Here is a 23,683-nt window from a genome sequence, read left to right as displayed (position 1 = left end):
GTCGGCAACCCGCGCCAGGGACCTAAGGCACCGCTACGGATCCGTCGGCCCGGGTCGACGGGCTCGGCTCTGGCCGGGGTGTTGTCGTACGTGAGGGGAACCCTGAGGGAATCAGAGTCCCTCAGGGTTCCCCTCACGTACTCGCAGAACGGTCGAGCAGGGCAGCCGCACAGCTCTCGGGGCGGTTCAGGGGTACCGCGGCCCGGGGTCGTGCGTGGCTATGCCGGTTAGAACCGGCATAGCCACGCACGAGCTACCCCTTCGGCGGGGTGAACGCGGCCAACTGCTCCGACCCGGACCAGTCGTGCCCCCAGTAACTGTCCCGGGTGATCTCCTCCGCGGTGTAGAACCGCTCGTCCACCAGCATTCCCTCGGTCCCGTACTCCAAGTCCCAGCCGCCAGGCGCGCGGACGTAGAACGACACCATCTTGTCGTTCGTGTGCCGGCCCAGCGTCGACGACACCGAGAAGCCGCGCTTGCCGACCTCGTCCAGGGCGCGGCCGACGGCGTCCAGGGAATCGACCTCGACCATCAGGTGCACCAGGCCCGGCGGTTCGCCGTGCGGGGCCGGGCAGATCGCCAGGCTGTGGTGGCGCTCGTTGACGCCCATGAACCGCACCCGGCGCGGTTTCTGGTCCGGGGCCGCGCCGCTCATCGAGACCGCGCCGCGCGGGAGGAAGCCCAGCACCTCGGTGTAGAACGTCTCGACCTCGGCGAAGTTCGTCGTCGGCAGCACGACGTGGCCCATGCCCTGCGCGCCGGTCACGAACTGCTGCGTCCACTTCGTCCGCACCGGGTCGTGGTCAAGGACCGGGCCGAAGAAGACCTCGACCGGGGTGCCGGACGGGTCGTCGAAGGTGATCGCCGAATCGACGCGGCGTTCCCGGCATTGCTGCTCAGACAACACTTTCACCGCGGTTCCGGACGCTTCAACCGCACGCCCGACCGCGGCCAGCGCGAATTGGTCGCGCACCTCCCAGCCGACCGCGAGCACCCGGTCGTCGTCGCCGGGCAGCACGATCAGCCGCGCCTCGCGTTCGTCCATCCGCAGGTACAGGCCGTCGGGAACCGGGCCGGACGTTTCGGCGAAGCCGAGCGCCTCCACGGTCAGCTCCCGCCAGCGCGGCAGGTCCCGGCTCTGGACCCGGAGGTATCCGAGCCCTCGGATGTCGGTCATAGCGAAACTCCTTGCGGGATAAGAGAGTTCAGATCATCGAGAGCATCGGGCCGGGCGGCGGCTCGACGTCGAGGTCGGTCAGCGCGGACGCGTGGAACACCGAGCCGGGCACGTGGATCGCGTGCGCGAGGCCCATGTGGCCGTCGCGCCAGAAGCGCTGGATCGGGTTGTCCATCCGCAGCCCGTTGCCGCCGCTGCGGGCGACCACCTCGTCCATCGCGCGCACCGCCCGCCACGCCGCAGCGACCTGGGTGCGGCGCGACGCGGCTCGGTCGGCGAGCGTTACCGGCTCCCCGGCCGCCGCCTTGTCGTAGAACCGGGAAACGTTGTCCAGCATGGCAATCCGCGACGCTTTGATCTCCTCGGCAGCGGCGCTGATCGCGAACAGCACATACGGATCATCCTTCACCCGAGTGCCAGTGATTTGCACGCGCGTGCGTTGATAGGTCAGATGCGCGGCCAGCGCACCCTCGGCGATGCCGATCACCGCAGAGGTGATGCCGAGAGGGAAAATCGTCGTGAACGGGACGCCGTACGTCGGGTTGGCGCGGCCGGATTCGCGCAGCGCGCTGCCGTCGGTCATCCGGCTGAACGGGACCGCTCGGTATTCCGGAATGAACGCGTCCTTGACGACGATGTCCTTGCTGCCGGTGCCGCGCAGGCCGACGACGTCCCAGGTGTCCTCCACGATTTCGTAGTCCGCACGAGGCAGGATCACGTGGTAATTCCGGGGCGGCTGCACGACATTGCCGTCCGCGTCGCCGAGGAAGCCGCCGAGGAAAATCCAGTCGCAGTGGTCGGTTCCGGACGAGAACTGCCACCGTCCATTGAAGACATAACCGCCGTCGACCGGCTTCAGCACACCCATCGGCGCATAGGGCGAAGCGATCCAGGTGTCGTCGTCAGCGCCCCAGATCTCCTCTTGCACGCGACGGTCGCAGAGCGCCATTTCCCACGGGTGCACGCCGACGATCCCGGCGACCCAGCCGGTCGACCCGTCGAGCGACGCCAGCCGCATCACCGTTTCCGCGAATTCGCGCGGATGGGCTTCCGCGCCGCCGTAATCGGCGGGCTGGAGCATTTTGATCGCGCCGGTTTCCCGGAGTACTTTGGCCGCTTCGTCGGCGAGCCGGCCGAGCCGCTCGTTTTCCGGTCCGAGCGCGGCGATCTCGTCCGCGCGGTGTTCGATCGCGGCAAGAGCGGGATGGGTCATGGCGCTTCCCTTTCTCCGGTCCGATTGCGATGCGGCCCCGGCTTCCCCGAGCCTCCCAGCGGAGCGCCCGAGCGCGCGGACCCGCTCCCGGTCAACGGGATCAGGGGCGCGGCACCCGGCTTCGCACCACCTTGCCGGTCACGTTGCGCGGCAACGGTTCCGTCCCGATCCGCCACCGCGACGGGACCTTGAAATACGCCAGCCGCTCCGCCGCGAACGCCCGCAACTCCTCCTCGCCGACCGACGCCGACACAACCACCACCGCGGCCACTTCCTGGCCAAGGTCAACGTGCGGCACGCCCAACACGATGCATTCCCGCACCGCCGGGTGTTCGGCCAGCACGTTCTCGACCTCGGCCGGATAAACGTTCTCCCCGCCGTGCAAGATCAAATCCGACCGGCGCGCGGTGAGCCGCAGCTGGCCGCCGGAAAGAACCCCGATGTCCCCCGTGTGCAGCCATCGCTCGCCGTCGATAGCGGCGGCTGTGGCTTCGGGATCTTCCCAATAACCGAGCATCGTGAACGGGCTGCGCACACAGATCTCCCCCGCGCTGCCGTCGGGCACCAACTCGCCGAAAGCGTCCCGGATCTCGAGCTCCACCGTCGCGATCGGATGTCCGACAGTACCCGGCGAGGCGGCGAGATCAGCCGATGTGGCAACGGAAATCGCTGTGGATGATTCCGTCAGGCCGTAGCTGTCCACCAATCCGTGTTCCGCCACCGGAAGCTCCGCGCGCAGCCGTTGCTGGAAAGCCGGAGAGGAAGGCGCAGCACCGAGAGTAAAAGCGGTCAGCGAGGAAAGGTCGTATCGGTCAAGATTGCCGTGTTCCAGCAGACGGTGCGCCATGGTCGGCACGACGCCCCAGTTCGTCACGCGCTCAGCCTCGACCAGCCGCAACACTCGCTCCGCGTCGAAACCGCCCTGGTGCAACACCACCGCGCTGCCGTCGGCCAGCCGAGGCACGATCAGGTTGTGCAGTCCGGCGATGTGGAACAACGGCACGCCGAGCAGATAACGCCGCGCGGACGGATTCGTCGGGTCGCCGAGCACGCGGGCGACTTCGCTGTTCAAGCGGTGAAACTCGATCACCGACGTCAGGTTCCGGTGCGTGTGCACCGCGCCTTTCGGCCGTCCGGTGGTGCCGCTGGTGTAGAGAATGACCGCCGGATCGTCCTCATCGACCGCGCAGGAAGGCAGCAGTGCATCCGAGCGGCGCGCTAGCCGAGGAATGTCCTCCTCGACGGTCAGCACCGGAACGCCGTCCAGCAACGCGGCCCGCTTCGCGTCGGCGACCACCAGAGACGGTCGCGTGTGGCCGAGCGCGTATTCCAGTTCCGGCCGCGACCACCACGCGTTGTAGCCGACCGCGATCGCGCCCAGTGACACCGTCGCCCAGAACGCGACCACCCACTCCGGACTGTTCGCCGCCGCGATCGCGACCCGGTCGCCCTTGCCGATCCCGTACTCCTCGCGGAGCGCGCAAGCCACCGACGCCACCTGCCGGACATGGTCGGCGAAGGTGATCCGGCGGTCGGCTGTCACCAGATACTCGTGTTCGCCGTGCCGCGCCGAGCCGGCCAGCACCTCCCCCAGCGACCGTGCGCGATGCGTGAACACCGTCATCGGCACGCCGAGCACAGTCTCCGTGCGCAGCTCACAAGGCCCACCGGGCGCGGTCAGCGCCTGCCGAGGATCAGCGGAGAGGCTCATCAAAGGTCTCCCTCCTCGCGCACCGGTGCGGCGTGATTGTGCCTGCTCACCACCGTAAGCGCCGGGCCGATTCCAGTGACCGGGACCGGCTCAGAGGAACGCTGGCTCGCCGTACGCGCCCTGTCGCAGCAGTCCGGGCGACTCGGCCCGGCCGTCGAGAACCCGGTTGGTGCGCCGGGTGACCTTCCATCCTTCCTCGGTGCGGGCGAGCGCCCAATGGTTCGCCGTCGCGCGCCGGACGACAAAGCGGTCGTCCTGATGCACCACCATCAGCGAGTGACAGACCGCGATCGCCGTGTCGCCGTCGACGGTCACGTGCGGCGGGCCGACGAAATGCGCGCAACCGCCGGAAATCCAGCCTTGATGGGCGCTCGACCGGACCATCCGGGCCAGTTGCTCGCGGCCTTCGAGGTAGATCTCATCGACGTCGTACACGCCGTCCTCGGTCCACAGCGCGGCGACGTCCTCGGCCGCGCCGGCGTCCGCCAGCGGGCCGTACGCGGCGATCAGCCTGCTGATCTCGCGTTCGTCCTCCAGCCGCGCGAGCCGCGCCTCCAACTGGGCGATCCGGTCCACTTCAGACCTCGCTTCCTAGCTCGGCGAGCGCTTCGAGCTGCTCGCGGTAATGGTCGGCCGATTTGGCGGCGATCCGCGCGCTGACTGTCGTCGCCCCGGCTTCGAGCACCCGGGCCAGCCGATCCCGGCAGGCGGCCGTACCCGGGTCCAGCGGCCTTCCGGGCGACAGCACGACCTGGAAGCCGTCTGGCAGCTCAACGGTGTCGAGCATCCGGCGCAGCTCCTCCAGCGACAGCCCGAACGGGACCCAGCCGTCGGCCAGTTCCACCGCCCGCCGGAGCGAGCGCTTGGTTCGGCCGCCGATCCACAGCGGGACTTTCGCCTGCACGGCATGCGGTTCGACGATCATCCCGGCGAAGTCGTAGTGCGGTCCGTGATACTCCGGCAACCGCCGCGACAACGCCGCCCGCAGCGCCCGCAGCGCGTCGTCGGCCCGCTCGCCGCGGTGCTCGAACGGCGCGCCCAGCAGGTCGAACTCCTCCCGCAGCGACCCGACGCCCAGGCCGAGCACGAGCCGTCCGCCGCTGACCGTGTCGAGGGTTCCGTAGCGCTTCGCGATCTCCAGCGGGTGGTGATACCCCAGCACGAGCACCTGCGTGACCAACCGGATCCGGCTGGTGCGAGCGGCGAGGAAACCGAAGGTCGCGAGCGGATCCCAGTACGTCGAGCCGCGCTGTTCCGCGACCGCGACCGGCACCGCGACGTGCTCGCTGCAGGTCAGGTGGTCGAAGCCGAGTCGGTCCGCGGTCTCCGCGATCCGCGCCAGGTCTTCGATGCCCGCGGTGTCCTCCCAGGCGTTCGGGTCCCCCGGCAGCCGGGTCACCACGGGGCTCACGAGGCCGATGTCCATGCCGCCATGCCTACCGGCCGCCGGGCCGGCGCGAGCGGATTCTCCCGCTGATCGGGAGCCGTGCCGCAGTCGTGACCCGCCGCGTGTTGACGCTCCGGGAGGCCGCCGTGTTACCTTCAAAACTAGAAATGATTTCAATTCGTCCGCGAGGAGCACAGCATGACGGTTGTCGCGATCGAAACGGACTCCCTCGGCACGGATGTCGCACAGAACCGCGCCTTGCCGCCGTCGATGGTCGAGCGGATGACGCTGATCCTCGATGCCTTCGACGCGCCGAGCACGCGGCTCACCCTCGAGCAGGTCGCGCGCACGACCCACCTCCCCCGTTCGACCGCGCACCGCATCCTCGACCAGCTCGTGCGGCTGCAGTGGCTGTCGCATTCGTCGTTCGGGTACGCGCTCGGCGCGCGGGCGCTGAACCTCGGCGGCACCGGCGGCAACCACCTCGAACTGCGCGAGGCGACCGCGGCCGTGCTGCACGAACTGCAGTTGCGCACCGGGATGGTCGCGCACCTGGCGATCCTCGACGGCGCGGACGTCCGGTATCTCGACAAGGTCGGCGGCCGGTTCGCCGCGGTCGTCCCGTCGCGCGTCGGCGGCCGCGCGCCCGCGCAGTGCACCGCGCTCGGCAAGGCGATGCTCGCGTGGCTGCCCGCCGAACAGGTCGAGGACCGCGTCCTGCCGACGCTCGGCCGCCAGACCAGCCGGACGATCTGCGACATGGTGACGCTGCATCGCGAACTCGGCCGGATCCGCGACCGCAACGGTCTCGCTTTCGAACGCGGCGAGTGCTTCTCCGATATCTCCTGTGTCGCCGCCGCCATCCGCGGCCCGGAAGGGCCGGAAGCCGCGATCTCTCTGGTCGGCGACGCGCAGACCGCACTGGAGCGCGTCGCGCCGTTGGTCGTGGTCGCCGCGCGGCAGGTCACTCAGGAGCTGTACCCGATGGTCCGGCTGCGCACGGCCGAGCCTGCTTGGAACTGATCGTCCACAAAGGACTCTCAGTCACCGAGACAGCACTAGCTTGCGCACCGCCCGCCATTCTACGTTCAGCCTCGCAGAATCGGGGCACTGGAAGGAGATCCGACGATGACCACAGTGGAGCCGGCACCGGACGAGGTCCGCGTGATCGAGGCCGGCGCGGCGCCCACGCGGTTCGCCCGCGGGTGGCACTGTCTCGGTCTGGCCGAGAGCTTCGCCGACGGCAAGCCGCATCCGATCACCGCGTTCGGCCAGAAGCTCGTGGTGTTCGCCGGCGAGGACGGCAAGCTCAACGTGCTCGACGCGTACTGCCGCCACATGGGCGGCGATCTGTCGCAGGGCACGGTCAAGGGCAACGAGGTCGCCTGCCCGTTCCACGATTGGCGCTGGGGCGGCGACGGCCGGTGCAAGCAGATTCCTTACAGCCGCCGGGTTCCGTTGCGGGCGCGCACCGCGGCGTGGACGACGCTGGTGCAGGACAAGATGTTGTTCGTCTGGAACGACCCGGAGGGCAATCCGCCGCCGCCTGACGTTGTCATCCCGCGCATCGAGGGCGCCACGCGCGACGACTGGACCGACTGGACCTGGTACGAAACGCACGTCGACACAAACTGCCGCGAGGTCGTCGACAATGTTGTGGACATGGCGCACTTCTTCTACGTGCACTTCGCTTTTCCCACGTACTTCAAGAACATCTTCGAGGGACACGTCGCCACGCAACTGCAGCGCGGGTCTTCGCGGGAGGACGTGCGTCCGCCCGCCAAGGACGGTCAGCCGAAGGCACTGGGCAACACCTCCGTCGCCGCTTACTACGGGCCGTCTTTCATGATCGACGAGCTGACTTATCACTACGAGGGCATGGACATCGACGCCGTGCTCATCAACTGCCACTACCCGGTCAGCGCCAACTCGTTCAAGCTGCAGTACGGGATCATCGTCAAGCGCACGGACAAGCTTTCCGGGCCTGAGGCCGAGGCGACCGCGCGCAAGATGGGCGACTTCATCCGGATCGGCTTCGAACAGGACGTGCAGATCTGGAAGAACAAGACCCGGATCGAGAATCCGCTGCTGTGCGAGGAGGACGGTCCGGTTTATCAGCTGCGGCGCTGGTACGAACAGTTCTATGTGGACGTCGCGGACGTCACGCCGGAGATGACCGAGCGGTTCGAGTTCGAATTGGACACCGCGAAGCCGAATGCCGCCTGGCGCGCGGAGGTCGAGGAGAACCTCAGCCGCCGGACCAGCGAGCACGTCTGATGGCGATCCGCGCCGACAACCGGCTGCTGGACGAGCCGATGCGCCCGGTCCAATGCGGAACGTGCGAGGCTTGGCTGAAGGTGCGCAAGAGCAGTTGGCATCAGACGAGCATTCAGTGGGATGCCAACGCTTCCGCGCGGTGCGCCGAACGGTCGGCTTGTGCGGAGGACTTGTTCCGCGGGTGTGGTGCGCTGCGGGATTCGATTGACCGGGCGGTCGCGGACGGGGGAATTCCGGTGGCTGGAGAATGAGCATGGCCGAGAAGTACGGGCCGTGGGCGGTGATCGCAGGTGGTTCGGAAGGCGTTGGCGCGTCGTTCGCGCATCAACTCGCCGAGGCCGGGATCAATCTGGTGCTGATCGCGCGCAAGCCTGAACCGTTGGCGGAAACCGCGGCGGCGGTGCGGGCGCGCGGCGTGGAAGTGCTTACCGTGCAAGTGGATCTGCTCGATCCGGAAGCGCTCTCGGCGATCCGGGAAGTGACGGACGGGCTCGAGGTTGGGCTGCTGATCTTCAACGCGGGCGCAAACAGCTACGGACACGAGTTCGTGACTGGGGATCTGTCCCGCGTGCGCGGAGTGATTGACCTGAACATCACCGCGCAGCTCGCGTTGACCCATCACTTCGGCGCGTTGATGGCATCGCGCGGGCGCGGCGGGATCATGCTGGTGGGCTCGCTGGCCGGGTATCTCGGGCAGGCGGAGATCAGCGTGTATTCCGCGGTTAAGGCGTTCAGCCGGGTGTTCGCCGAGGGGCTGTGGCTGGAGATGCGCGAGCGCGGCGTGGACGTGCTGGAGCTGGTGCTCGGCGTCACCCGGACTCCGGCGATGGAACGGGCCGGCCTGGCGTTCGACCTGCCGGGACTGAATGTGGCCGAGCCGGACGACGTCGCGCGCGAAGGGCTGGCGCATCTCGCGGACGGGCCGGTGTGGGTGGCTGGCGGAAACCTCGCCGCGGCGGAAAAACGAAGCGAGTTCCCGCGCGCCGAGCTGGCACTGGCCGCCCACGAGGCGACGCGAAAGCTGCTCCCGGCGCGATAGCCAGCGTTCCGTGAAGGGCTCCTTGAGGGAATCTGATTCCCTCAAGGAGCCCTTCACGTACCTGCCAAGAACCCGCTCACCGCGGTGTGGAAGCCGGTCGGATCTTCTACCCACGGCAGATGACCAGCCACCAGTTGCACGCGCGACACCACCGGCAACGCCCGTTCCAGCGAATCCACACTCCGCCGCGGGCGGATGTCCGCTGTTCCGTCCACGATCAGCGTCGGCACCTTCAGCGTTTCGCACTGTCCACTCAGGTCTGGCGAACGCTCGCGATTCAGAGCAGCGTTGCACTCGAAATTCACGCCGAACCACGGGTCAGCCATGGCTTCGGCGTGCTCCAGCGCGCGCTCCCGGTCGGCGAAGTCCGCTGACCACTGCAGGACGCAGTACTCCCGGTCTTCCTCCGCGGTACGGTCCCGGTCCCGCAGCGACTCCCAGCGCGCCAAGTGCTCGCCGAGTGCGTCGCGGAGGTTGTGCTGGTAGGCCGCGTGCCAAGTCGAGTCGGCGTCGATTCCGGTGCCGGAGACGTAGACCAGCTTCGTCACGCGCTCCGGATGCGCCAGCGTGTAGCGCAACGCCAGCTGCGCGCCCCAAGAATGGCCGAGCAGCGCGACGCGGTCCCAGCCGAAATGGGCTCGGACCGCGTCGAGATCGGCCACTGTCTTCTCGACTGAGTACGGTCCCCGACGCTGCGACCGGCCGCATCCGCGCTGGTCCCAACGACAGACCGTCGCGGCTCCCGCCAGGGAAACCGCGACGTCCGCCATCATGTCCCACAGCCCGGGCCACCGTGGCAGAAGACGACTGGTTCGCCGTCGCCCGTCCGCTCCGCCCAAAGCCGGAGACCGTCGCCAGTCCGCACCGCGTGATCCACGCGACGCAGTATGACCGCTTTCAGGCCTGCGCGACCGTCACCCGAGCGCTCGTGTCGTTCTCCTCGACCATCCCGCCCTGCGCGGGTTTGCGGCCGTGCTTCATCAGCAGGATGATCGCCACCCCGACGACGCCGACGACGCCCGCCCACAGGTAGGACTGGGTGAACGCGGCGTCACCGTAGATCACCGCGTGCGATTGGGGCAGCGTCATCCGGACGTGCTCGGCCATGATCGCGCCGGTCACCGTCACCGCGGCCGACGACGCCAGCATCGCGATCACGCCGGCGATGCAGTTGCCCGCGCCGCCGAGCCGCTCGGGCAGCGCGTCCTGCAGGAGGTTCGCGTTGGAGGAATGCAGGAAGCCGACCGCGAACCCGGCGACGAAGCTGGTGATCGCGACCTGCCACTGCACGGTGAACATCCGCGAGCCGAGGAACATCACCACCAGGAAGCACAGGCTGGACGCGAGCAGCACCTGGCGCGCGCCGATCCGCTTCGACAGGTAGCCGCCGAGCGGGCCGACGACCATGCCCACCACGCCGAGCGGGAACGTCCACAGTGCCAGCTGCAACGCCGAAAGCCCGACGCCGTAGGTGTTTCCGGGAATGTGCGGCGTTTCGAACATGGTCGGGCTGAGGATGCCGTGCGCGTTCATCATGTACGACACCAGCCCGACCGCGACCACCGTCGGCAGGAATTTGCGGCCGACCAGCACCCGCAGGTCGATCAGCGGTTCCTTGGCCTTCAGTTCGCGCAGCACGAACGCGGCCAGCAGCAGCACGCCGATGCCGAACGCGCCGACCGTGGTCGTCGAACCCCAGCCCCACTTGCCGCCCTTGCCGACCGCGACGAGCAGAACGCCCAGGCTCGCCCCGAGCAGAATGGCGCCGAGAATGTCGAACGACGATTTGACCCGCACCTTGCTTTCCGGCACCAGCCACGCGTGCAGCGGAAGCAGGACGCCGACGTAAATGACCATGAACCAGAACACGCTGCGGAAGCCGAAATTGTCGATCAGCCATCCGGCGAGAAACGGGCCGGCGACCGCGCCCATGCCGATTCCGGTGACCACCGAGCCGAGCGCGACCGGCACGTAGGACCGCGGGATGACGTCGCGGACGAGTGCGTAGGAAATGTTCACGATGCCGACCAGGCTGCCCTGCAGCAGGCGGCCGATCAGGAGCAGCGCGAACACGTCGGTGGTCGCGCACACGACGCTGCCGAGCAGGAAGATCGCGCCCATCACCAGGATGATCCGCTTCTTGCCGTAGCGGTCGGCCGCCTTGCCCGCGAGCGGGAGCACGACCGCGCCGGCGAGCGTGACCACCGAGGCCGCCTGCGCCACGTCGAGGGTCCGGAAATGCGCGGCCATCCCGGGCAGCGCCGGATACACCATGAGGATTTCGAACGTGGCTATTTCGGAGAGCAGAATGATCAGCGCGCAGACCGCGATGATCCGCCCGCGGGAAACAGGTCCGTTCGCCGGATTCAGGTCGAGTGCCATGCCGGTCCCTTTCCAGAAGTGATCAGGGGAATCCCCGCCGGAATACGAGGTCCCGCGCTGATGAGGCCGGAATCGACGCGAGCGTAATCACGGCCTCCCGGCGGTCCCGGCGCGATCCCGCTCACCGGGAGTCTTCTCAGATGTGCGAACCGCCGTCCACGCGGATCTCCGCGCCGGTCAGGTATCCGGCGTCGGCGGACGCGGCGAAAGCGATCGTCGCGGCGATCTGGTCCGGTTCCGCCACGCCCATCGGCGAGCGGATCCGGCGGTAGTACGAGATGTCGAGACCGACCAGGACGTCCTCGCCGACCAGCGGTGTCGCGACGGTGCCGGGCGACACGACGACCACCCGGACGCCGCGGCCGATCACCTCCGCCGCCAGGCTCAGCGAGAACCCGAGCACGGCGGCTTTACTGGCGGAATACGCAGTCATGTAAGGATTTCCGTGCGTGGCAGAGCTGGAGGACACGTTCACAATCACGCCGCGGCCGTCGGGCAGATGCGGCAACGCTTCCCGGCAGCACAGCGCGGTGCCGATCAGGTTCACGTCGTAGAGCCGTCGGAGGTCCGCGACCGTCAGCTCCGCGATCGGGGTGGTGCGGTGTATTCCGGCGACATTGACGACCACGTCGAGACCGTCGAGTTCGGCCGCCGCGGCACGAACCGCAGCCGAAATCTCGGTCTCATCGGAAACATCGGCCTGATGCAGGCGGATCCGTTCGGTTTCCGGCAGCCCGGAATGGTCGACGTCGACGGAGAAGACCGTGGCGCCTTCGGCCGCGAGCCGGAGTGCGGCGGCTCGGCCGATCCCCGAGCCACCACCGGTGAGCAGGACTTTCGCGTTCTCGAATCGGTGCACCTGTCGCAGGCTGCCACCGGCGCCGCGCCCGGCGCGGCGGCGATCCCGCTCACCGGACTCGATCAAGCCTCGTACGTCACCTTGACCTCGTCCGTCCGCGGCCTGGCCTGACAAGCCAGAATCAACCCGTCCGCGAGGTCCTGCGGGTCGAGGACTTCGTTGCGTGCCAGGTCCACTTCGCCGCTCACCAGCACACAGGCGCAGGCGCTGCAGGCACCTTCCCGGCACGAGAACGGCGCGTCCAACCCTGCTGCCAGGAGGACGTCGAGCAACGCGTTCTCTCGTGGCCAGCGCAACGTCCGTATCTCGCCGTCGAGTTCGACTTCCACCGTGCTCGCCGGACCGGACTCGTCCACCGCCACCGAGGCGAACGGGTCGCCAGTGAGCGAGGTGAACCGTTCCACGGTAACGCTTTCCACACCCAGTCCATTAAGGACCGTCGAAGCCAGATCCATGAACGGGCCGGGTCCACAGAGGAACGCAGCTCGCTCCCGATGCGGCGCGGTCAATGCCCGAAGCCCGGCTTCGGTCGGCAACCCCTGTACCGATTCCAGCCAGTGCAGCACGGTCAGCCGGTCCGGGTATTCCTTGGTCAGCCGCAACAGCTCGTCCCGGAAAATCACCGACTGCTCGTCGCGGTTCGCGTAGACCAGCGTCACCCGGCCGGAACCGGCCCGCAGACAGGACTTCAGGATCGACATCACCGGTGTGATCCCGCTGCCCGCGGCGAGCAGCAGCACGTCGGCGTCGAGCGACCGCGGGGTGAACGTGCCGGACGGCCGCAGCACGTCCAGCACAGTCCCCTCGACCGCGTTGTCCACCAACCAATTCGATCCGTATCCGCCTGCTGTGCGCTTCACCGTGATTCTCGGCGGCTCCTCGCAGTGCGGGGAACTGCACAGCGAATAGCAGCGCGCGACACTGTCCTCAGTGGACGGAATACGGACAGTGAGGAATTGTCCAGGCAGATAGTCGAAACTGCCGTCGATCGGTTCCAGTACCAGCGAATGCGCGTCGGCGGTCTCGCGGACCACCTCGGTCACCCGCACGCGCATCGCGCTCATGCCGAGCGCGCGGCGTGCTGCGCCGCGAGATAGCCGAAGACGATCGACGGCCCGATCGTCGCGCCCGGACCAGCGTATTCGTTGCCCATCACCGCGGCGGTCGTGTTGCCGGTGGCGTACAGCCCGTCGATCGCCGAGCCGTCGTCGCGCAGGACGCGACTGTTCTCGTCGCACACCAGGCCGCCCTTGGTGCCGAGATCGCCGACCTCGATCCGGAACGCGTAGTACGGCCCCTTCTCGATCACGTCGAGACACGGATTCGGCAGTGTCGGGTCGCCGTAGTACCGATCGTAGGCGGACTCGCCGCGACCGAAATCGCCGTCCACTCCGGCACGGGCAAAACCGTTGAACCGCTGCACGGTTTCCGCCAAGGTGTCAGCCGGAACACCGATCTTCTCGGCAAGACCAGCCAACGTCTCGGCCCGGTGCGCGATTCCCGCCGCGTAATACGGCTCCGGAATCGGCGCACCCGGCAGGATCTGCGCGAACGGATACCGCGCGCGAGCCTTGGCGTCCATCACGAACCAAGCGGGCACGTGTCCGCCCTCGAGTTGCGCGTGCACGAAGGTGACATACGGCGCGGACTCGTTGGTGAACCGCGTGCCCTCGGCCGACACGATGACCGAACGCGGGATCGACCGTTCGGACACGAGCGGCACGACCGCGCCGGACGGGTGTCGCACCGACGGCATCCACCACGCGTCGTCCATCAGGTCCGTAGCCGCGCCGACGCCCAGCCCGGCCTCGATGCCGTCGCCGACGTTCTCCCGCGCGCCACCGCTGTAGTCATCCCAGGCAGCTTCCGGAAGATAGCGTTTCCGAAGGTCAGCACGGTGCTCGAAGCCGCCGGTCGCCAGCAGCACGCCATGGCGGGCGCGGATCCGCTTTTGCCCGCCGTCGTGCTCGGCGACGATCCCGGTCACCCGGCCGTCCTCGACCACCAGCTCGGTCATCGGCGACCGCAGCCACAGCGGGACCCCGGCGTCCTTCAACGCCATCCGCAACCGCGCGACCAGCGCACGGCCGCCGGTGGCCATGTGCCGGCGCCGCACCACGTTGGACGACACCCGCCAAGCCGCGATCACCGACGCCCACCGGCCGCGCCAGGTGCGCTTGACCATCGCCAGATCGTGGTAATCCTTCGCGGTGACCCACAAGCCGAGCGGCCCCTTCATCGTGTTCGGCCGCTGGTGCCGCTCGTCCTCGCCGAGGTGCCGGGTGTCGAACGGCTTCGCCTCGACAGACCGGCCCAGCGGGCGGCCGCCGTCGAGCTCCGGGTGGTAGTCGGCGTAGCCCTTCACCCAGAAGAACCGCAGCCATTTGCTGCGCTCCAGCAGTTCCATCGCCGCCGGGCCATGGTCGACATACGCGTCGAGCCGTTTCGAATCCACCCGGCCTTCGGTGAGCAGGTCGAGGTAACGGCGGATCGACGCCCGGCTGTCGTCGTGCCCGGCCGCCCGCAGCGCCGGATTGTTCGGGATCCAGATGCCGCCGCCGGAAATCCCGGTGGAGCCGCCGTACATCGCGCCCTTCTCGACGACCAGCACGTCCAGCCCGGCCGCCGCGGCGGTCAGCGCGGCGGTCATCCCGCCCCCGCCCGATCCCACTACGACGAAGTCGTACTCCGCGTCCCAGGCCGTCATTCGCCGTCCTTCCGGAGCAGGAACGCGAGAACGGCGCTTTCCCACGCGTCTTTCTGCTCGATCATCGTCCAATGTCCGCAATTCGGAAGAATGTGGAGTTCCGCGTGCGGAATGGTGCGCATCGGGATCAACGCCATGTCGAGCGGGCTGACCCGGTCGTCCCGGCCCCAGGTGATCAGGGTGCGGGCGCGGATCTTGCGCAATTCAGCCCACAGCGGGGTGACGTCGAAGGCCGCGGCCGCCTGCGCCCGCAGCACGCCTTTGCCGTACATTTTCTTGGCACTGGCCAAGGAATCCGCGGCAGTCGCGAGCCGCCACCGCTCCTTGATCAGTTCTTCGGTGATCAGGCCGCGATCGAAAACCATCGAATTCAGCCACTGCACGAGCCGTTCCCGCGTCGGGTCCTCGACGAATTCGGTCAGCAGGTTGATCCCCTCGCCCGGAGCCGGGCTGAAGATGTTCGTGCCCATCCCGCCGACGGTCACCAGCCGACGGACCCGCTCCGGATGCGCGATCGCGGTGCGGGTGGCGACGAATCCGCCCATCGAGTTGCCGACGAGGTCGGCGGCGGCGATGCCGAGCCCGTCGAGCAGGTCGAGCACCGCGCGTTCGGCGGCGGGCATCGGCGGTTCCGCGACCGGGTCGCTCACGCCGAATCCGGGGAATTCCAGGATCAGGCACCGGAAATGCGCGGCGAACGACGGCAGATTCGCCCGGAAGTTCTGCCATCCGGTGACGCCGGGCCCGGATCCGTGCAGCAGCACGACCGGCGGGCCGTCGCCTGCTTCGTGGTAGCGCAGCACGCCCCGGTCGGTGCGGAGTTCGCGCAGCGTCGCGTCGTGGCTCAGTTCCGGCATGGCTGACCTCTTGCTCGTGGGTGCGGATGCCGCCGAAGCTAGCCAGCCGCCGCACGCGCGCGGGTCTCCAGTCCCGGTCACCGAGAGAGCTCGTCTCCGGGCGCACCGGCAGCTCTTACCGTCGAACCCATGCAAGCTACCGAAGCACCGACCCCGCTGGAAATGCGCCGCGCGCTGAGCCGGTTCGCCAGCGGAGTCACCGTGGTGACCGGCGTCGACGGCGGCGAGGCGGTGGGATTCACCTGCCAGTCCTTCACGTCGGTATCGCTGGAACCGCCGCTGGTGCTGTTCTGCGCCGACCGCGACGGCCGGGCGTGGCCGCGAATCCGAACCGCCGGGCGGTTTTGCGCGAACGTGCTGTCCGAACCGCAAGCCGACCTCTGCAGTCGCTTCGGATCCCGTCGAGGCCGTCGCTTCGAAGGGCTGAATTGGGAGCTTTCCCGGTGGGGAACACCGGAATTGCCTGATGTTCTGCTGCGCGTGCACGCCGACATCGAGACCGTGCACCGCGCGGGCGACCACGACGTCGTCCTCGGCCGAGTGCTCGCGCTGGACCCGGGCACTGACGAGCGGCCGATGATTTTCTACCGCGGCGATTTCGGCGTCGAAGGCCGTCCGGACGAGGTGCCAGGCTATCTCTGGGGCTGGAGCGACCGCTGAACCTCTTCTTCCAGCGCACGCACCATCGCCACCGCCGCCGGCCCCGGCTGCTCCCCCGTCACCGCCCACAGACAGCGCCGCAGCCCGCCGCACTCGTCGCGCACCGGGATCCACCGGACGTCGGCGGGCAGCGAATCCGCCGCGAATCCGGGTACCAGCGAAATTCCCAGCCCCGCCGCGACCAGGCCTAACCGCGTCGGCCACGCGCGCACCGCGAACGCGATCATCGGCCCGGCGATTCCCGGCCAGGTCCCGAATTCCGGCGAACTGCCCGCGCCGACGATCCACTGCTGCTCGGCCAATTCGTCCGGTTCGACCCAGCTGCGCCCGGCGAACGGATGCGCTTCCGCGACCGCCACCCCGTACCCGATTCCGCTGCGCAATTCGGTGCGGCGCAAGCTGTCGAAGTCGTATTCCGGCACGCCGTCGCCGGTCACGAGCACCGCGACCTCGAGCCGTCCGCGCCGCAGCGACTGCAGCTGCGCCGGGGTCGAGGACTCGGCGAGCTGCACCTCCACGCCCGGATGCGCGCGCAGCAGCCGGGAAACCGCGCGCGGCAGCAAAACCGCCGACGCGGCGGGAAATCCGCCCACCGAGATCCGCCCGGCGAGCCGGTCGCGCAGCCCGGCCAGTTCTTTTCCGGCCGCGCTCACACTGTCCAAAACCCGACCGGCGTGCCGGATCAGCACTTCTCCCGCTGTCGTAGGACGAATTCCGCGGGCGTGCCGTTCGAACAATGCGGTTCCAGTGGCGCGTTCGCTCGCCGCGATCTGCCGTGACACCGCCGATTGCGTGTAGCCGAGCCGGTGCGCGGCAGCACTGAACGACCCGGTGCGGGCCACCTCCACCACGACCCGGAGGCCGGTGAGCGTCAGATCAGCCATTCCGCCAACCATATCCGAAACGCGCCGCCCCGGACGTCCACAGTAGACGCCACCGCGGTTCCCTCCCCTTGGCCACGGCGCACAATCCCGGCTCGACCCGAGCGGGCCGGGATTTTCGCGCCCCGAAGGACACCGAGCGTGCCCCAATTACCCAGCCGCAGGTGCCGCCGAACGCCCGAATCGCGGTTGCGGCGAACAGTCGAACTCGCCGCGAACCGCTCCGGGCGCGAAACGCCGGCGCGGGAAGGGGCGATGTCATTGCCAGGAGTGGCGAAAAGAATCTCGAGCGTGACCGTCGGCCGACGGTCTACTGTGGAATGCCCGCACACACCCGCTGTTCACCGGGTGGCCGTCGCCGCTTAACCGCTGACGGTAACTTTCCGGCGGCGCGCCCGCGATGTCCATTCTGACTGCGACGGCTTGTCACCGGACGGCCGTCCGAGCCGGACTGAGGTTGCGACACATGAAAAGCGCTCGAAGTCCACGTCGGACTCCCCGGTTCCAGCTGATCGGCGGCCCGGGAAATGCGACGAGATGGCGGCTCCTCGGCACGAACAACGCGTCGCTGGGGCTGGGCACCGTCGACTACCGCAACGGGGAAGAATGCGTCGCGGCCATCCAATGGCTGTGCGCGAACATCCCGCGCACGCGCATGGAACTGACCCACGACCACGGAATCGACTGGCGATGGCTGCTGCGCGCGGGCAACGGCACGATCGCGTCGGCGAGCCACGCCTACGGCCGCCGGATCGAAGCACAGCACGGATACGAACGGTTCGTCGCCGCGATCGGCGAAGCGGCGGAATTCGCGGCGGAGGGCCGGATCACCGACTGGCGCACGAAGTACCGGCTGCCGGGCTGAACGCGTTCGTCGGGCATTAACTCCCGCGCCGTCGGGTGGGAACGCGACCAACCGGGCACTGTTTGCCGAACCCCGCGAGGTTTGGTCTCGACCACGGAATCCCGTGGTCGAGACCAGACAGAAAGAGTACAAACTGATGCGTGCTCGTACTGCCCGGTTCGTGGGCGTCTCCGCCGCGCTCGCCGCGGGTGCGGCCCTTCTTCTCCCGGGTACCGCCAGCGCAATCCCCGGTCCCAACGGAACCAAGGAGGTCGTCGCGGCCGTCGGTTCCGACACCATCGCGGACGTCACGTCCGCGGTGTTCGCCGCCGCGAACAGCTCGACGGCGAACACCGACCCCGACAACTACGTGAACGTGCCGCCGGTTCTCGCGCCGGGCACGTCGTTCACCGTCCCCGGCGACAAGTTCAGCCCGGCGGGCACGACCTACAACGCGTCCAACCCGCCGCCCAACGGCTCCACCGCGGGCAAGGCCGCTCTGGCTGCCGCCGCCTCGGCTGGCAACGGCGCGGTCGACGTCGCCCGCTCCTCGTCCCCGCGCTCTTCTTCCGACCCGGCGGAGTTCCAGTACTACGCGTTCGCCAAGGACGGCGTGTCCTGGGCGGCGTCGTCGACCGGCGCGGGCGCGGGCGTCACCCTGACCCTCGACCAGCTGCGCGGCATCTACAGCGGCACCATCACCAACTGGAACCAGGTCGGCGGCACCAACGCCCCCATCGCCGTCTACCTCCCCCAGGTCGGCTCCGGCACGCTCTCCTTCTTCACCAACACCGTGCTCGGCTTCGACCCGACCACCAAGCCCGTCACCATCAACCGGTTCCAGGAGAACGAGGGCAACACCATTGAGGCCGGCAAGCAGTCGACGGCGATCGCGCCCTACTCCGTGGCCCAGTGGGTCGCGCAGGGCAACGGCGTCGTCAGCGACAAGCGCGCCGGCTTCTTCGAAGGCACCCTGACCGGCGCCGGTTCGGACAGTGCGCCGGTTTCGGGTTCCGCCCCGAACTTCGCCCCGGCCTTCGCGGACGGCTTCCTCGGCGCCCGCTTCGTGTACTACGTGCTGGACACCCGTTCGCCGTCCTACGGCGCGGCGCTCAACGCGGTCGGCTTCGACGACGCCGGCCCGAGCCCGCTCTGCAACGGCAGCCTCGCCAGCACGCTGAGCCAGTACGGCTTCAAGCCGCTGGCCGCCGACGACAGCGGTGTCACCTGCACTGTCGGCTGAACGAACTGAACGCCAGACCGGCCCGGCCGGGGAGTTCTTTCCCCGGCCGGGCCGGTCCCGTTTCCCGACCAGAACTGCGAGGAAAGCCCGTGAAACGCACGCGTACAGCCCAGTTCTCCGCCATAGCCGCGGCCGCCGCGGCCACCGGCCTCGTCTTCCCCGGCGTCGCCGGCGCGGTGCCCGGACCGAACACTCTCCCGGAGGTCGTCACCGCCGTCGGAGCTAGCACCACTTACGAAGTCACCGGCGCGATCTTCGCCGCGGCCAACAGCTCTCCGGCGAATACCGACCCGGACACCTACGTCAACGTTCCGCCGGTCCTCGTGCCGGGCCAGGTCTTCCCCGTGCCCGGCGACGTGTTCGATCCGGGCACGGCCTACAGCTCGACAAACCCGCCGCCTAACGGCGCGATCGCGGGCAGCTCCGCGCTGGCCGGCTCCGCCACGGCAGGAAGCGGCTCGATCGAAGTCGTCCGTTCCGACTCGCCGCGAGCGCTTTCCGATCCGTCGACGTTCGAGTTCTACGGTTTCGCCAGAGACGCTGTCTCCTGGGCAGCGTCCTCGGCGGGTGCGGGCACCGGCGTCACCCTGACCCTCGACCAGCTGCGCGGCATCTACAGCGGCGCCATCACCAACTGGAACCAGGTCGGCGGCACCGACGCCCCCATCGCCGTCTACCTGCCTCAGATCGGCTCCGGCACGTTGTCCTTCTTCATGAACACGGTGCTCGGCTTCGACCCGACCACCAAGCCCGTCACCATCAAGCGGTTCCAGGAAAACGACGCGACCACAATTCCCGCCGCGGACCGGCCGGGCGCGATCGCGCTCTACTCCGTCGCCCAGTGGGTCTCGCAAGGCAACGGCGTCGTCAGCGACAAGCGCGCCGGATTCTTCGAAGGCACCCTGACCAGTGCTGGTTCGGACACTGCCCCCGTCTCGGGCAGCGCACCGAACTACGCCCCGGCCTACTCCGACGGATTCCTCGGCAGCAGCTTCGTCTACCACGTGATCGACACTCGCTCGCCGTCTCACGACGCCGCACTCAACGTCGTCGGATTCGACCCCAACGGCCCGAGCCCGCTCTGCAACGGCAGCTACGCCAGCGTCTTGGCCCAGTACGGCTTCAAGCCGCTGCCGGCCAACTCCGCTGGAGTCACCTGCGTTCGCTCCTGACCCGGCGAACCGCGGCCGGGCACGGAGTTTCTCCGCGCCCGGCCTGGGTCCAGCCAGCTCAAGCCCAAGCGGGCAACAACCTCCACACCGCTGACGCCGCGAGAACCGCCAACGCCAGCAACGCCGGTGTCGTCAGCACGTAGGTGGACACCGAACGCCAGCGCCGGTACAGCACTGTCGCCCCTGCCGCCACCACCGCGAAGCCGCCGAACGCGAGCACCAGCCGGGCCCAGCCGCTCGGGTCGCCAGTGCGACCGTCCTGTGCGTCCGCCCGGCCGTTCTGCGGCGTCGGGCGAAACGGCTTGCCGTCGAGGACTGCCGTCACCACCGTCGCGCTCGATGCGGAACCTGGCCACCACGAGTCCGAGGTGACCAGCGTCAGCCGGTCGTTCTCAGTGCGGCCGTAATCGCGGTCCTCGTCCAAGTCGCGGGTCGCCGTGTCAGTCACGGTGTACACCGATTTGCCCTGAGTCGTCGCGACTACCAGCCGATCCCCCCGGGAGAGTTCGCGGAGGTCGGCGAACGGGGCGCCGTAGCCGGAGTACCGGCCGACCACCGCCGAGTTGCCTGGCTGGCCGGGCCCCGACGTACCTGGCACGTGTCCCGGACCGGACATCGTCTCCCCCGGCTCCACGCCTTCGAGGATCACCTGCCGCACCTGCAGTTTCGGAATCTCCAGCACGGCCACCGGAGAACCGAATTCCGGCGGTTTCGTCACCGGTGCCGCGCCGAGCAAAGTGCGCGCCGCGCCCTGTGCCTGCGCCATCCTGTCCTGCAGAACGGAAAGCGCAGTTCGCTGATCGTTGTTGGCCAGCATCGGCCCGAGTGCATAGGCGACGATGCCGAAGCACACGACCGTGGTGACCAGCCAGCCGGCCACGGCGAGCGCCGTCCACCGAGGGTTCAAGCGCACCGGTGCGCGCAGCGTCGCGGTCATGCCCGGTGTCGCAATGCACCGATCCGGCCGGCGAGCCGGTTCACCCACGGCGGCAACGGCTTTCCCGCGGAGAGATAGCCGGTGGCCGACGGCAACAGCACCAACGCGACCAGCGCGAGCAACGGAATCAGTGCGCCCAGCACTCCCGCTCCTGGGAACAGCGGAATCTTCACCGCCGCCGCCAAGCTGCGCGCTTCCTGGACACTCGCCTGGGTCGGAGCCTTCATCGCCAGCGCAGCCGCTTCGGCCGCTCCGGGACCAGGCGAGCCGGAGTGCGGAGTCGGGCCGCCGAGGCTCCCGCCCGCCGGCGGCGCTCCCGCGGCGGCACCGGGCCCGCTGCTCGCATTCTGCGCACCGGGGTGCTGCGCCTCCTTGTGCTCCTGGCAGGAGGCAGCCGCAGTGCCAGTGCCGACCTTCGCCGCGGCGGCCTGTGCCGCGGACAGCAGATCCGGCGGCAGCGGAACAATGCCCGGCCCCATCGAGCCCTGGCCGCCGTTGGTCGCGGCCTTCAGGAAGGTGGCGAGCTGCGCCTGTTTCGCGGCGTCTGGCGCACACGACGCGTTCACCAGCGGATTCAGCGGTGCGGCAAGAGACTCGACATATGTCAGCGGGTACGCTTCCGGATCATCGCTGCCGACGATCTGCACGGAACCGTCCTTCGCCTGCTGCGTGCGTGCCGCCGCTGCCTGCAGCGACTTCGGAGTCGGCGCGACATAACCGCCCTTGCCATTGGGCACGGCCACCGGGGTCCAGCCGTTCTCGGTCGCCGTGGCCAAGTCGGTGACAACCCAGTTCAGGCATCCATTGCCGCACGCGGTCCCGGTCCCGACCGTGACGTTGTTGACCTGCTTGCGCACGTTGACCTGTCCGGTCTTCGCGTCGACATTGTGCGCGACACTCGCGTCACCGAGGTTGAGCGCGTTGAGGTCGGTGACGACGCCGACCGGCCCGCCGCTCCCCGGCAGCACTTTGTGGTCGTGGTTGACGAAATGCGCATACGTCCAGGCAGGCAATCCGCTCAGCCTGCTGCTGAGCACCAGCGGCACCGTGCTCGGCCCGACTTCGCCGGTGACCCCGTAGTAATCGGTGCCGTCCTGCCCTTCCCGCGAGTTGGGCGCGAGAGCGGCGTTGTCCGGCCCGCTGACCGCTGCCAGCGCGGGGTTGCGCTTGACCAAGGCGGACGAGTCCGTGAAGATGCCGCCGCGGCCGTTGGTCCCCGGCAGTTCTCCGCCCTTCGTGAGCAGGTTGGCCAGGTCGTCCCAGCTGAACGCGAGGTTCTCGGACAACCGCGTCTTCAGCGGCTTGCCGCGGTCGTCGCGGTCGGTGGGCGTCCAGCCCACCGCCGCGAGCACGGTGGCGTTGAGCCCCACGGGAACGTAGCTTCGAGCCCGGACCTGTTGCGCGGCAAGCGCCCCGCCGGAACCGGTAACGACCATGTCGGAATCGCCCTTGTCGAACGACGTCAGCCCGACGTCCTCAGTCTCGTTCACGATGTTGGCCGGTTGCGTGGCTTTCGTCGGCGCGCACAGCATCTGGTTCCAGGCGACGGCGGTGCGGCCGAAGCGCTCCGGCATGCTGCCGGTCAGGGTGCTCGCCCCGACCCCGCCGCAGCCCTGGATGCGAATCCCCCGCGCGGAGGCGCTGAAGACGATCGAGCTGTCGTAGACGATGGTGGCGGGGCCGGGAGTCGCCGCCGGGACAGTGATCTTCAGCGTCAGGGTGCACGGATGGGTTTCGTCGCAGGAGAACGAGTACTGCTTCTTGTCCGGGTTGTTCGCCCACGGATTGTCGCCGTTCTTCGGGAGATTGGTAAAATCGGGATCATCGAACACGACGTGGGGCACGGCCGCCCCTCGGGGCGCGTAAGTGTCGAACACAATCTTCTGCGTCGTCGCACTCCGGCCCTGGTCCGGATTCGGGCCGATGAAGGTCGAGCTCGACAGCTCGTCGTTGAACCGTCCGCAGTAGGCGGCGACCCGGTTCGTCATTGAGTGGTTCGGTGCCTCGGTCGCGGTATTCAGCAACGCGTCCCGCAACGGCACCGGGCACACGAAGAAGGTCGCCTTGGACTTGGCGGGCAGCCCGGAGACCGTGATGTGCAACGAGTCCCCGTTCTGCGCGTTCATCGGGTCAGCGCCGGTGACCTGCACTTTGTAGTTCAACGGACTCGGCTGCGTCTGCGCGGACGCGGCCGGCACGACGGCGACGCCCAGCACCGCGAGCACTCCGGCGGCGAGCACGTGCGCCACGCGTCTGAAGCGGTTCATGGGTTCAACTTCTCCAGCGTCGCGCGCGGCGTCAACAAACGGGAACGGAACGCGGGCACCGGTTCACGTA

22 protein-coding genes are annotated in these 23,683 nt (G+C 68.6%); 8 read left to right on the top strand and 14 right to left on the bottom strand.

Annotated features, from left to right (window positions below; genetic code table 11):
- Nucleotides 1-253: 253 nt before the first annotated feature.
- From ABD156_RS37090 to ABD156_RS37070, 5 genes are all read right to left on the bottom strand, one after another.
- On the bottom strand, nt 254-1,177 hold the full coding sequence (locus ABD156_RS37090) for a VOC family protein (RefSeq protein ID WP_344285179.1): 924 nt from the start codon (nt 1,175-1,177) through the stop codon (nt 254-256).
- A gap of 28 nt (nt 1,178-1,205) precedes the next feature.
- Nucleotides 1,206-2,390: an acyl-CoA dehydrogenase family protein gene (locus tag ABD156_RS37085; protein WP_344285176.1), complete on the bottom strand. Its 1,185-nt coding sequence runs from the start codon at nt 2,388-2,390 to the stop codon at nt 1,206-1,208.
- Nucleotides 2,391-2,490: 100 nt separating this feature from the next.
- A complete protein-coding gene (gene casG / locus ABD156_RS37080) occupies nt 2,491-4,101 on the bottom strand; it encodes a steroid-24-oyl-CoA synthetase (RefSeq protein WP_344285173.1) in 1,611 nt (536 codons plus the stop codon).
- Nucleotides 4,102-4,191: 90 nt separating this feature from the next.
- Nucleotides 4,192-4,677, bottom strand: coding sequence for a nuclear transport factor 2 family protein (locus ABD156_RS37075; protein ID WP_344285171.1), 486 nt, complete (start codon nt 4,675-4,677; stop codon nt 4,192-4,194).
- Nucleotide 4,678: 1 nt separating this feature from the next.
- On the bottom strand, nt 4,679-5,527 hold the full coding sequence (locus tag ABD156_RS37070; protein ID WP_344285168.1) for an LLM class F420-dependent oxidoreductase: 849 nt from the start codon (nt 5,525-5,527) through the stop codon (nt 4,679-4,681).
- A 159-nt stretch (nt 5,528-5,686) separates the two neighbouring features.
- Here ABD156_RS37070 and ABD156_RS37065 point away from each other — a divergent pair, with 159 nt between their 5' ends.
- From ABD156_RS37065 to ABD156_RS37050, 4 genes are all read left to right on the top strand, one after another.
- Entirely contained in the window at nt 5,687-6,511 is an 825-nt protein-coding gene (locus ABD156_RS37065) for an IclR family transcriptional regulator (protein WP_344285165.1), read from the top strand.
- Nucleotides 6,512-6,616: 105 nt separating this feature from the next.
- Nucleotides 6,617-7,765 carry a 3-ketosteroid-9-alpha-monooxygenase, oxygenase component gene (locus tag ABD156_RS37060; protein WP_344285162.1) on the top strand — a complete coding sequence of 383 codons (1,149 nt, stop codon included), beginning with the start codon at nt 6,617-6,619 and terminating at the stop codon, nt 7,763-7,765.
- Nucleotides 7,765-8,016: a ferredoxin gene (locus tag ABD156_RS37055; RefSeq protein WP_344285159.1), complete on the top strand. Its 252-nt coding sequence runs from the start codon at nt 7,765-7,767 to the stop codon at nt 8,014-8,016. The genes ABD156_RS37060 and ABD156_RS37055 overlap by 1 nt, the downstream gene beginning before the upstream one ends.
- Nucleotides 8,017-8,018: 2 nt before the next feature.
- On the top strand, nt 8,019-8,804 hold the full coding sequence (locus ABD156_RS37050; RefSeq protein ID WP_344285156.1) for an SDR family NAD(P)-dependent oxidoreductase: 786 nt from the start codon (nt 8,019-8,021) through the stop codon (nt 8,802-8,804).
- A 53-nt stretch (nt 8,805-8,857) separates the two neighbouring features.
- Here the strand turns inward: ABD156_RS37050 and ABD156_RS37045 are convergent, their stop codons facing one another.
- The 6 genes from ABD156_RS37045 to ABD156_RS37020 all read right to left on the bottom strand — a co-directional run bounded on the left by ABD156_RS37045 (nt 8,858) and on the right by ABD156_RS37020 (nt 15,609).
- Nucleotides 8,858-9,574 (bottom strand): alpha/beta fold hydrolase, encoded by a 717-nt coding sequence (locus ABD156_RS37045; RefSeq protein ID WP_344285370.1) that lies wholly within the window; start codon nt 9,572-9,574, stop codon nt 8,858-8,860.
- 127 nt (nt 9,575-9,701) lie between these two features.
- A complete protein-coding gene (locus tag ABD156_RS37040) occupies nt 9,702-11,186 on the bottom strand; it encodes an MFS transporter (protein WP_344285153.1) in 1,485 nt (494 codons plus the stop codon).
- A 136-nt stretch (nt 11,187-11,322) separates the two neighbouring features.
- Nucleotides 11,323-12,045: an SDR family NAD(P)-dependent oxidoreductase gene (locus ABD156_RS37035; RefSeq protein ID WP_344285150.1), complete on the bottom strand. Its 723-nt coding sequence runs from the start codon at nt 12,043-12,045 to the stop codon at nt 11,323-11,325.
- A gap of 62 nt (nt 12,046-12,107) precedes the next feature.
- Nucleotides 12,108-13,109: a 2Fe-2S iron-sulfur cluster-binding protein gene (locus tag ABD156_RS37030; RefSeq protein ID WP_344285147.1), complete on the bottom strand. Its 1,002-nt coding sequence runs from the start codon at nt 13,107-13,109 to the stop codon at nt 12,108-12,110.
- Nucleotides 13,106-14,752: an FAD-binding protein gene (locus ABD156_RS37025; protein WP_344285144.1), complete on the bottom strand. Its 1,647-nt coding sequence runs from the start codon at nt 14,750-14,752 to the stop codon at nt 13,106-13,108. The genes ABD156_RS37030 and ABD156_RS37025 overlap by 4 nt, the downstream gene beginning before the upstream one ends.
- On the bottom strand, nt 14,749-15,609 hold the full coding sequence (locus tag ABD156_RS37020) for an alpha/beta fold hydrolase (protein ID WP_344285141.1): 861 nt from the start codon (nt 15,607-15,609) through the stop codon (nt 14,749-14,751). Before ABD156_RS37020 ends, ABD156_RS37025 begins: the two co-directional genes overlap by 4 nt.
- A gap of 129 nt (nt 15,610-15,738) precedes the next feature.
- On the opposite strand from ABD156_RS37020, the gene ABD156_RS37015 reads away from it, so the two are divergent.
- A complete protein-coding gene (locus ABD156_RS37015; protein WP_344285138.1) occupies nt 15,739-16,269 on the top strand; it encodes a flavin reductase family protein in 531 nt (176 codons plus the stop codon).
- Here ABD156_RS37015 and ABD156_RS37010 read toward each other — a convergent pair.
- Nucleotides 16,242-17,153 (bottom strand): LysR family transcriptional regulator, encoded by a 912-nt coding sequence (locus ABD156_RS37010; RefSeq protein WP_344285135.1) that lies wholly within the window; start codon nt 17,151-17,153, stop codon nt 16,242-16,244. The two genes, ABD156_RS37015 and ABD156_RS37010, sit on opposite strands and share 28 nt — an antisense overlap.
- 463 nt (nt 17,154-17,616) lie before the next feature.
- On the opposite strand from ABD156_RS37010, the gene ABD156_RS37005 reads away from it, so the two are divergent.
- The 3 genes from ABD156_RS37005 to ABD156_RS36995 all read left to right on the top strand — a co-directional run bounded on the left by ABD156_RS37005 (nt 17,617) and on the right by ABD156_RS36995 (nt 20,409).
- A complete protein-coding gene (locus ABD156_RS37005; protein WP_344285132.1) occupies nt 17,617-18,015 on the top strand; it encodes a YegP family protein in 399 nt (132 codons plus the stop codon).
- 136 nt (nt 18,016-18,151) lie between these two features.
- Entirely contained in the window at nt 18,152-19,237 is a 1,086-nt protein-coding gene (locus tag ABD156_RS37000) for a substrate-binding domain-containing protein (protein WP_344285129.1), read from the top strand.
- 89 nt (nt 19,238-19,326) lie between these two features.
- Nucleotides 19,327-20,409: a substrate-binding domain-containing protein gene (locus ABD156_RS36995; protein ID WP_344285126.1), complete on the top strand. Its 1,083-nt coding sequence runs from the start codon at nt 19,327-19,329 to the stop codon at nt 20,407-20,409.
- Nucleotides 20,410-20,467: 58 nt separating this feature from the next.
- Here ABD156_RS36995 and ABD156_RS36990 read toward each other — a convergent pair whose 3' ends face one another.
- Entirely contained in the window at nt 20,468-21,346 is an 879-nt protein-coding gene (locus ABD156_RS36990) for a sortase (protein WP_344285123.1), read from the bottom strand.
- A complete protein-coding gene (locus tag ABD156_RS36985) occupies nt 21,343-23,613 on the bottom strand; it encodes a hypothetical protein (protein WP_344285120.1) in 2,271 nt (756 codons plus the stop codon). Before ABD156_RS36985 ends, ABD156_RS36990 begins: the two co-directional genes overlap by 4 nt.
- Between the last annotated feature and the right edge of the window lie 70 nt (nt 23,614-23,683).

It is taken from the genome of Amycolatopsis albidoflavus (assembly GCF_039525725.1).
Taxonomy (GTDB): domain Bacteria; phylum Actinomycetota; class Actinomycetes; order Mycobacteriales; family Pseudonocardiaceae; genus Amycolatopsis; species Amycolatopsis albidoflava.
The sequence above is the reverse complement of the archived record's forward strand: the minus strand, read 5'-3'. Positions and strand labels throughout refer to the sequence as shown.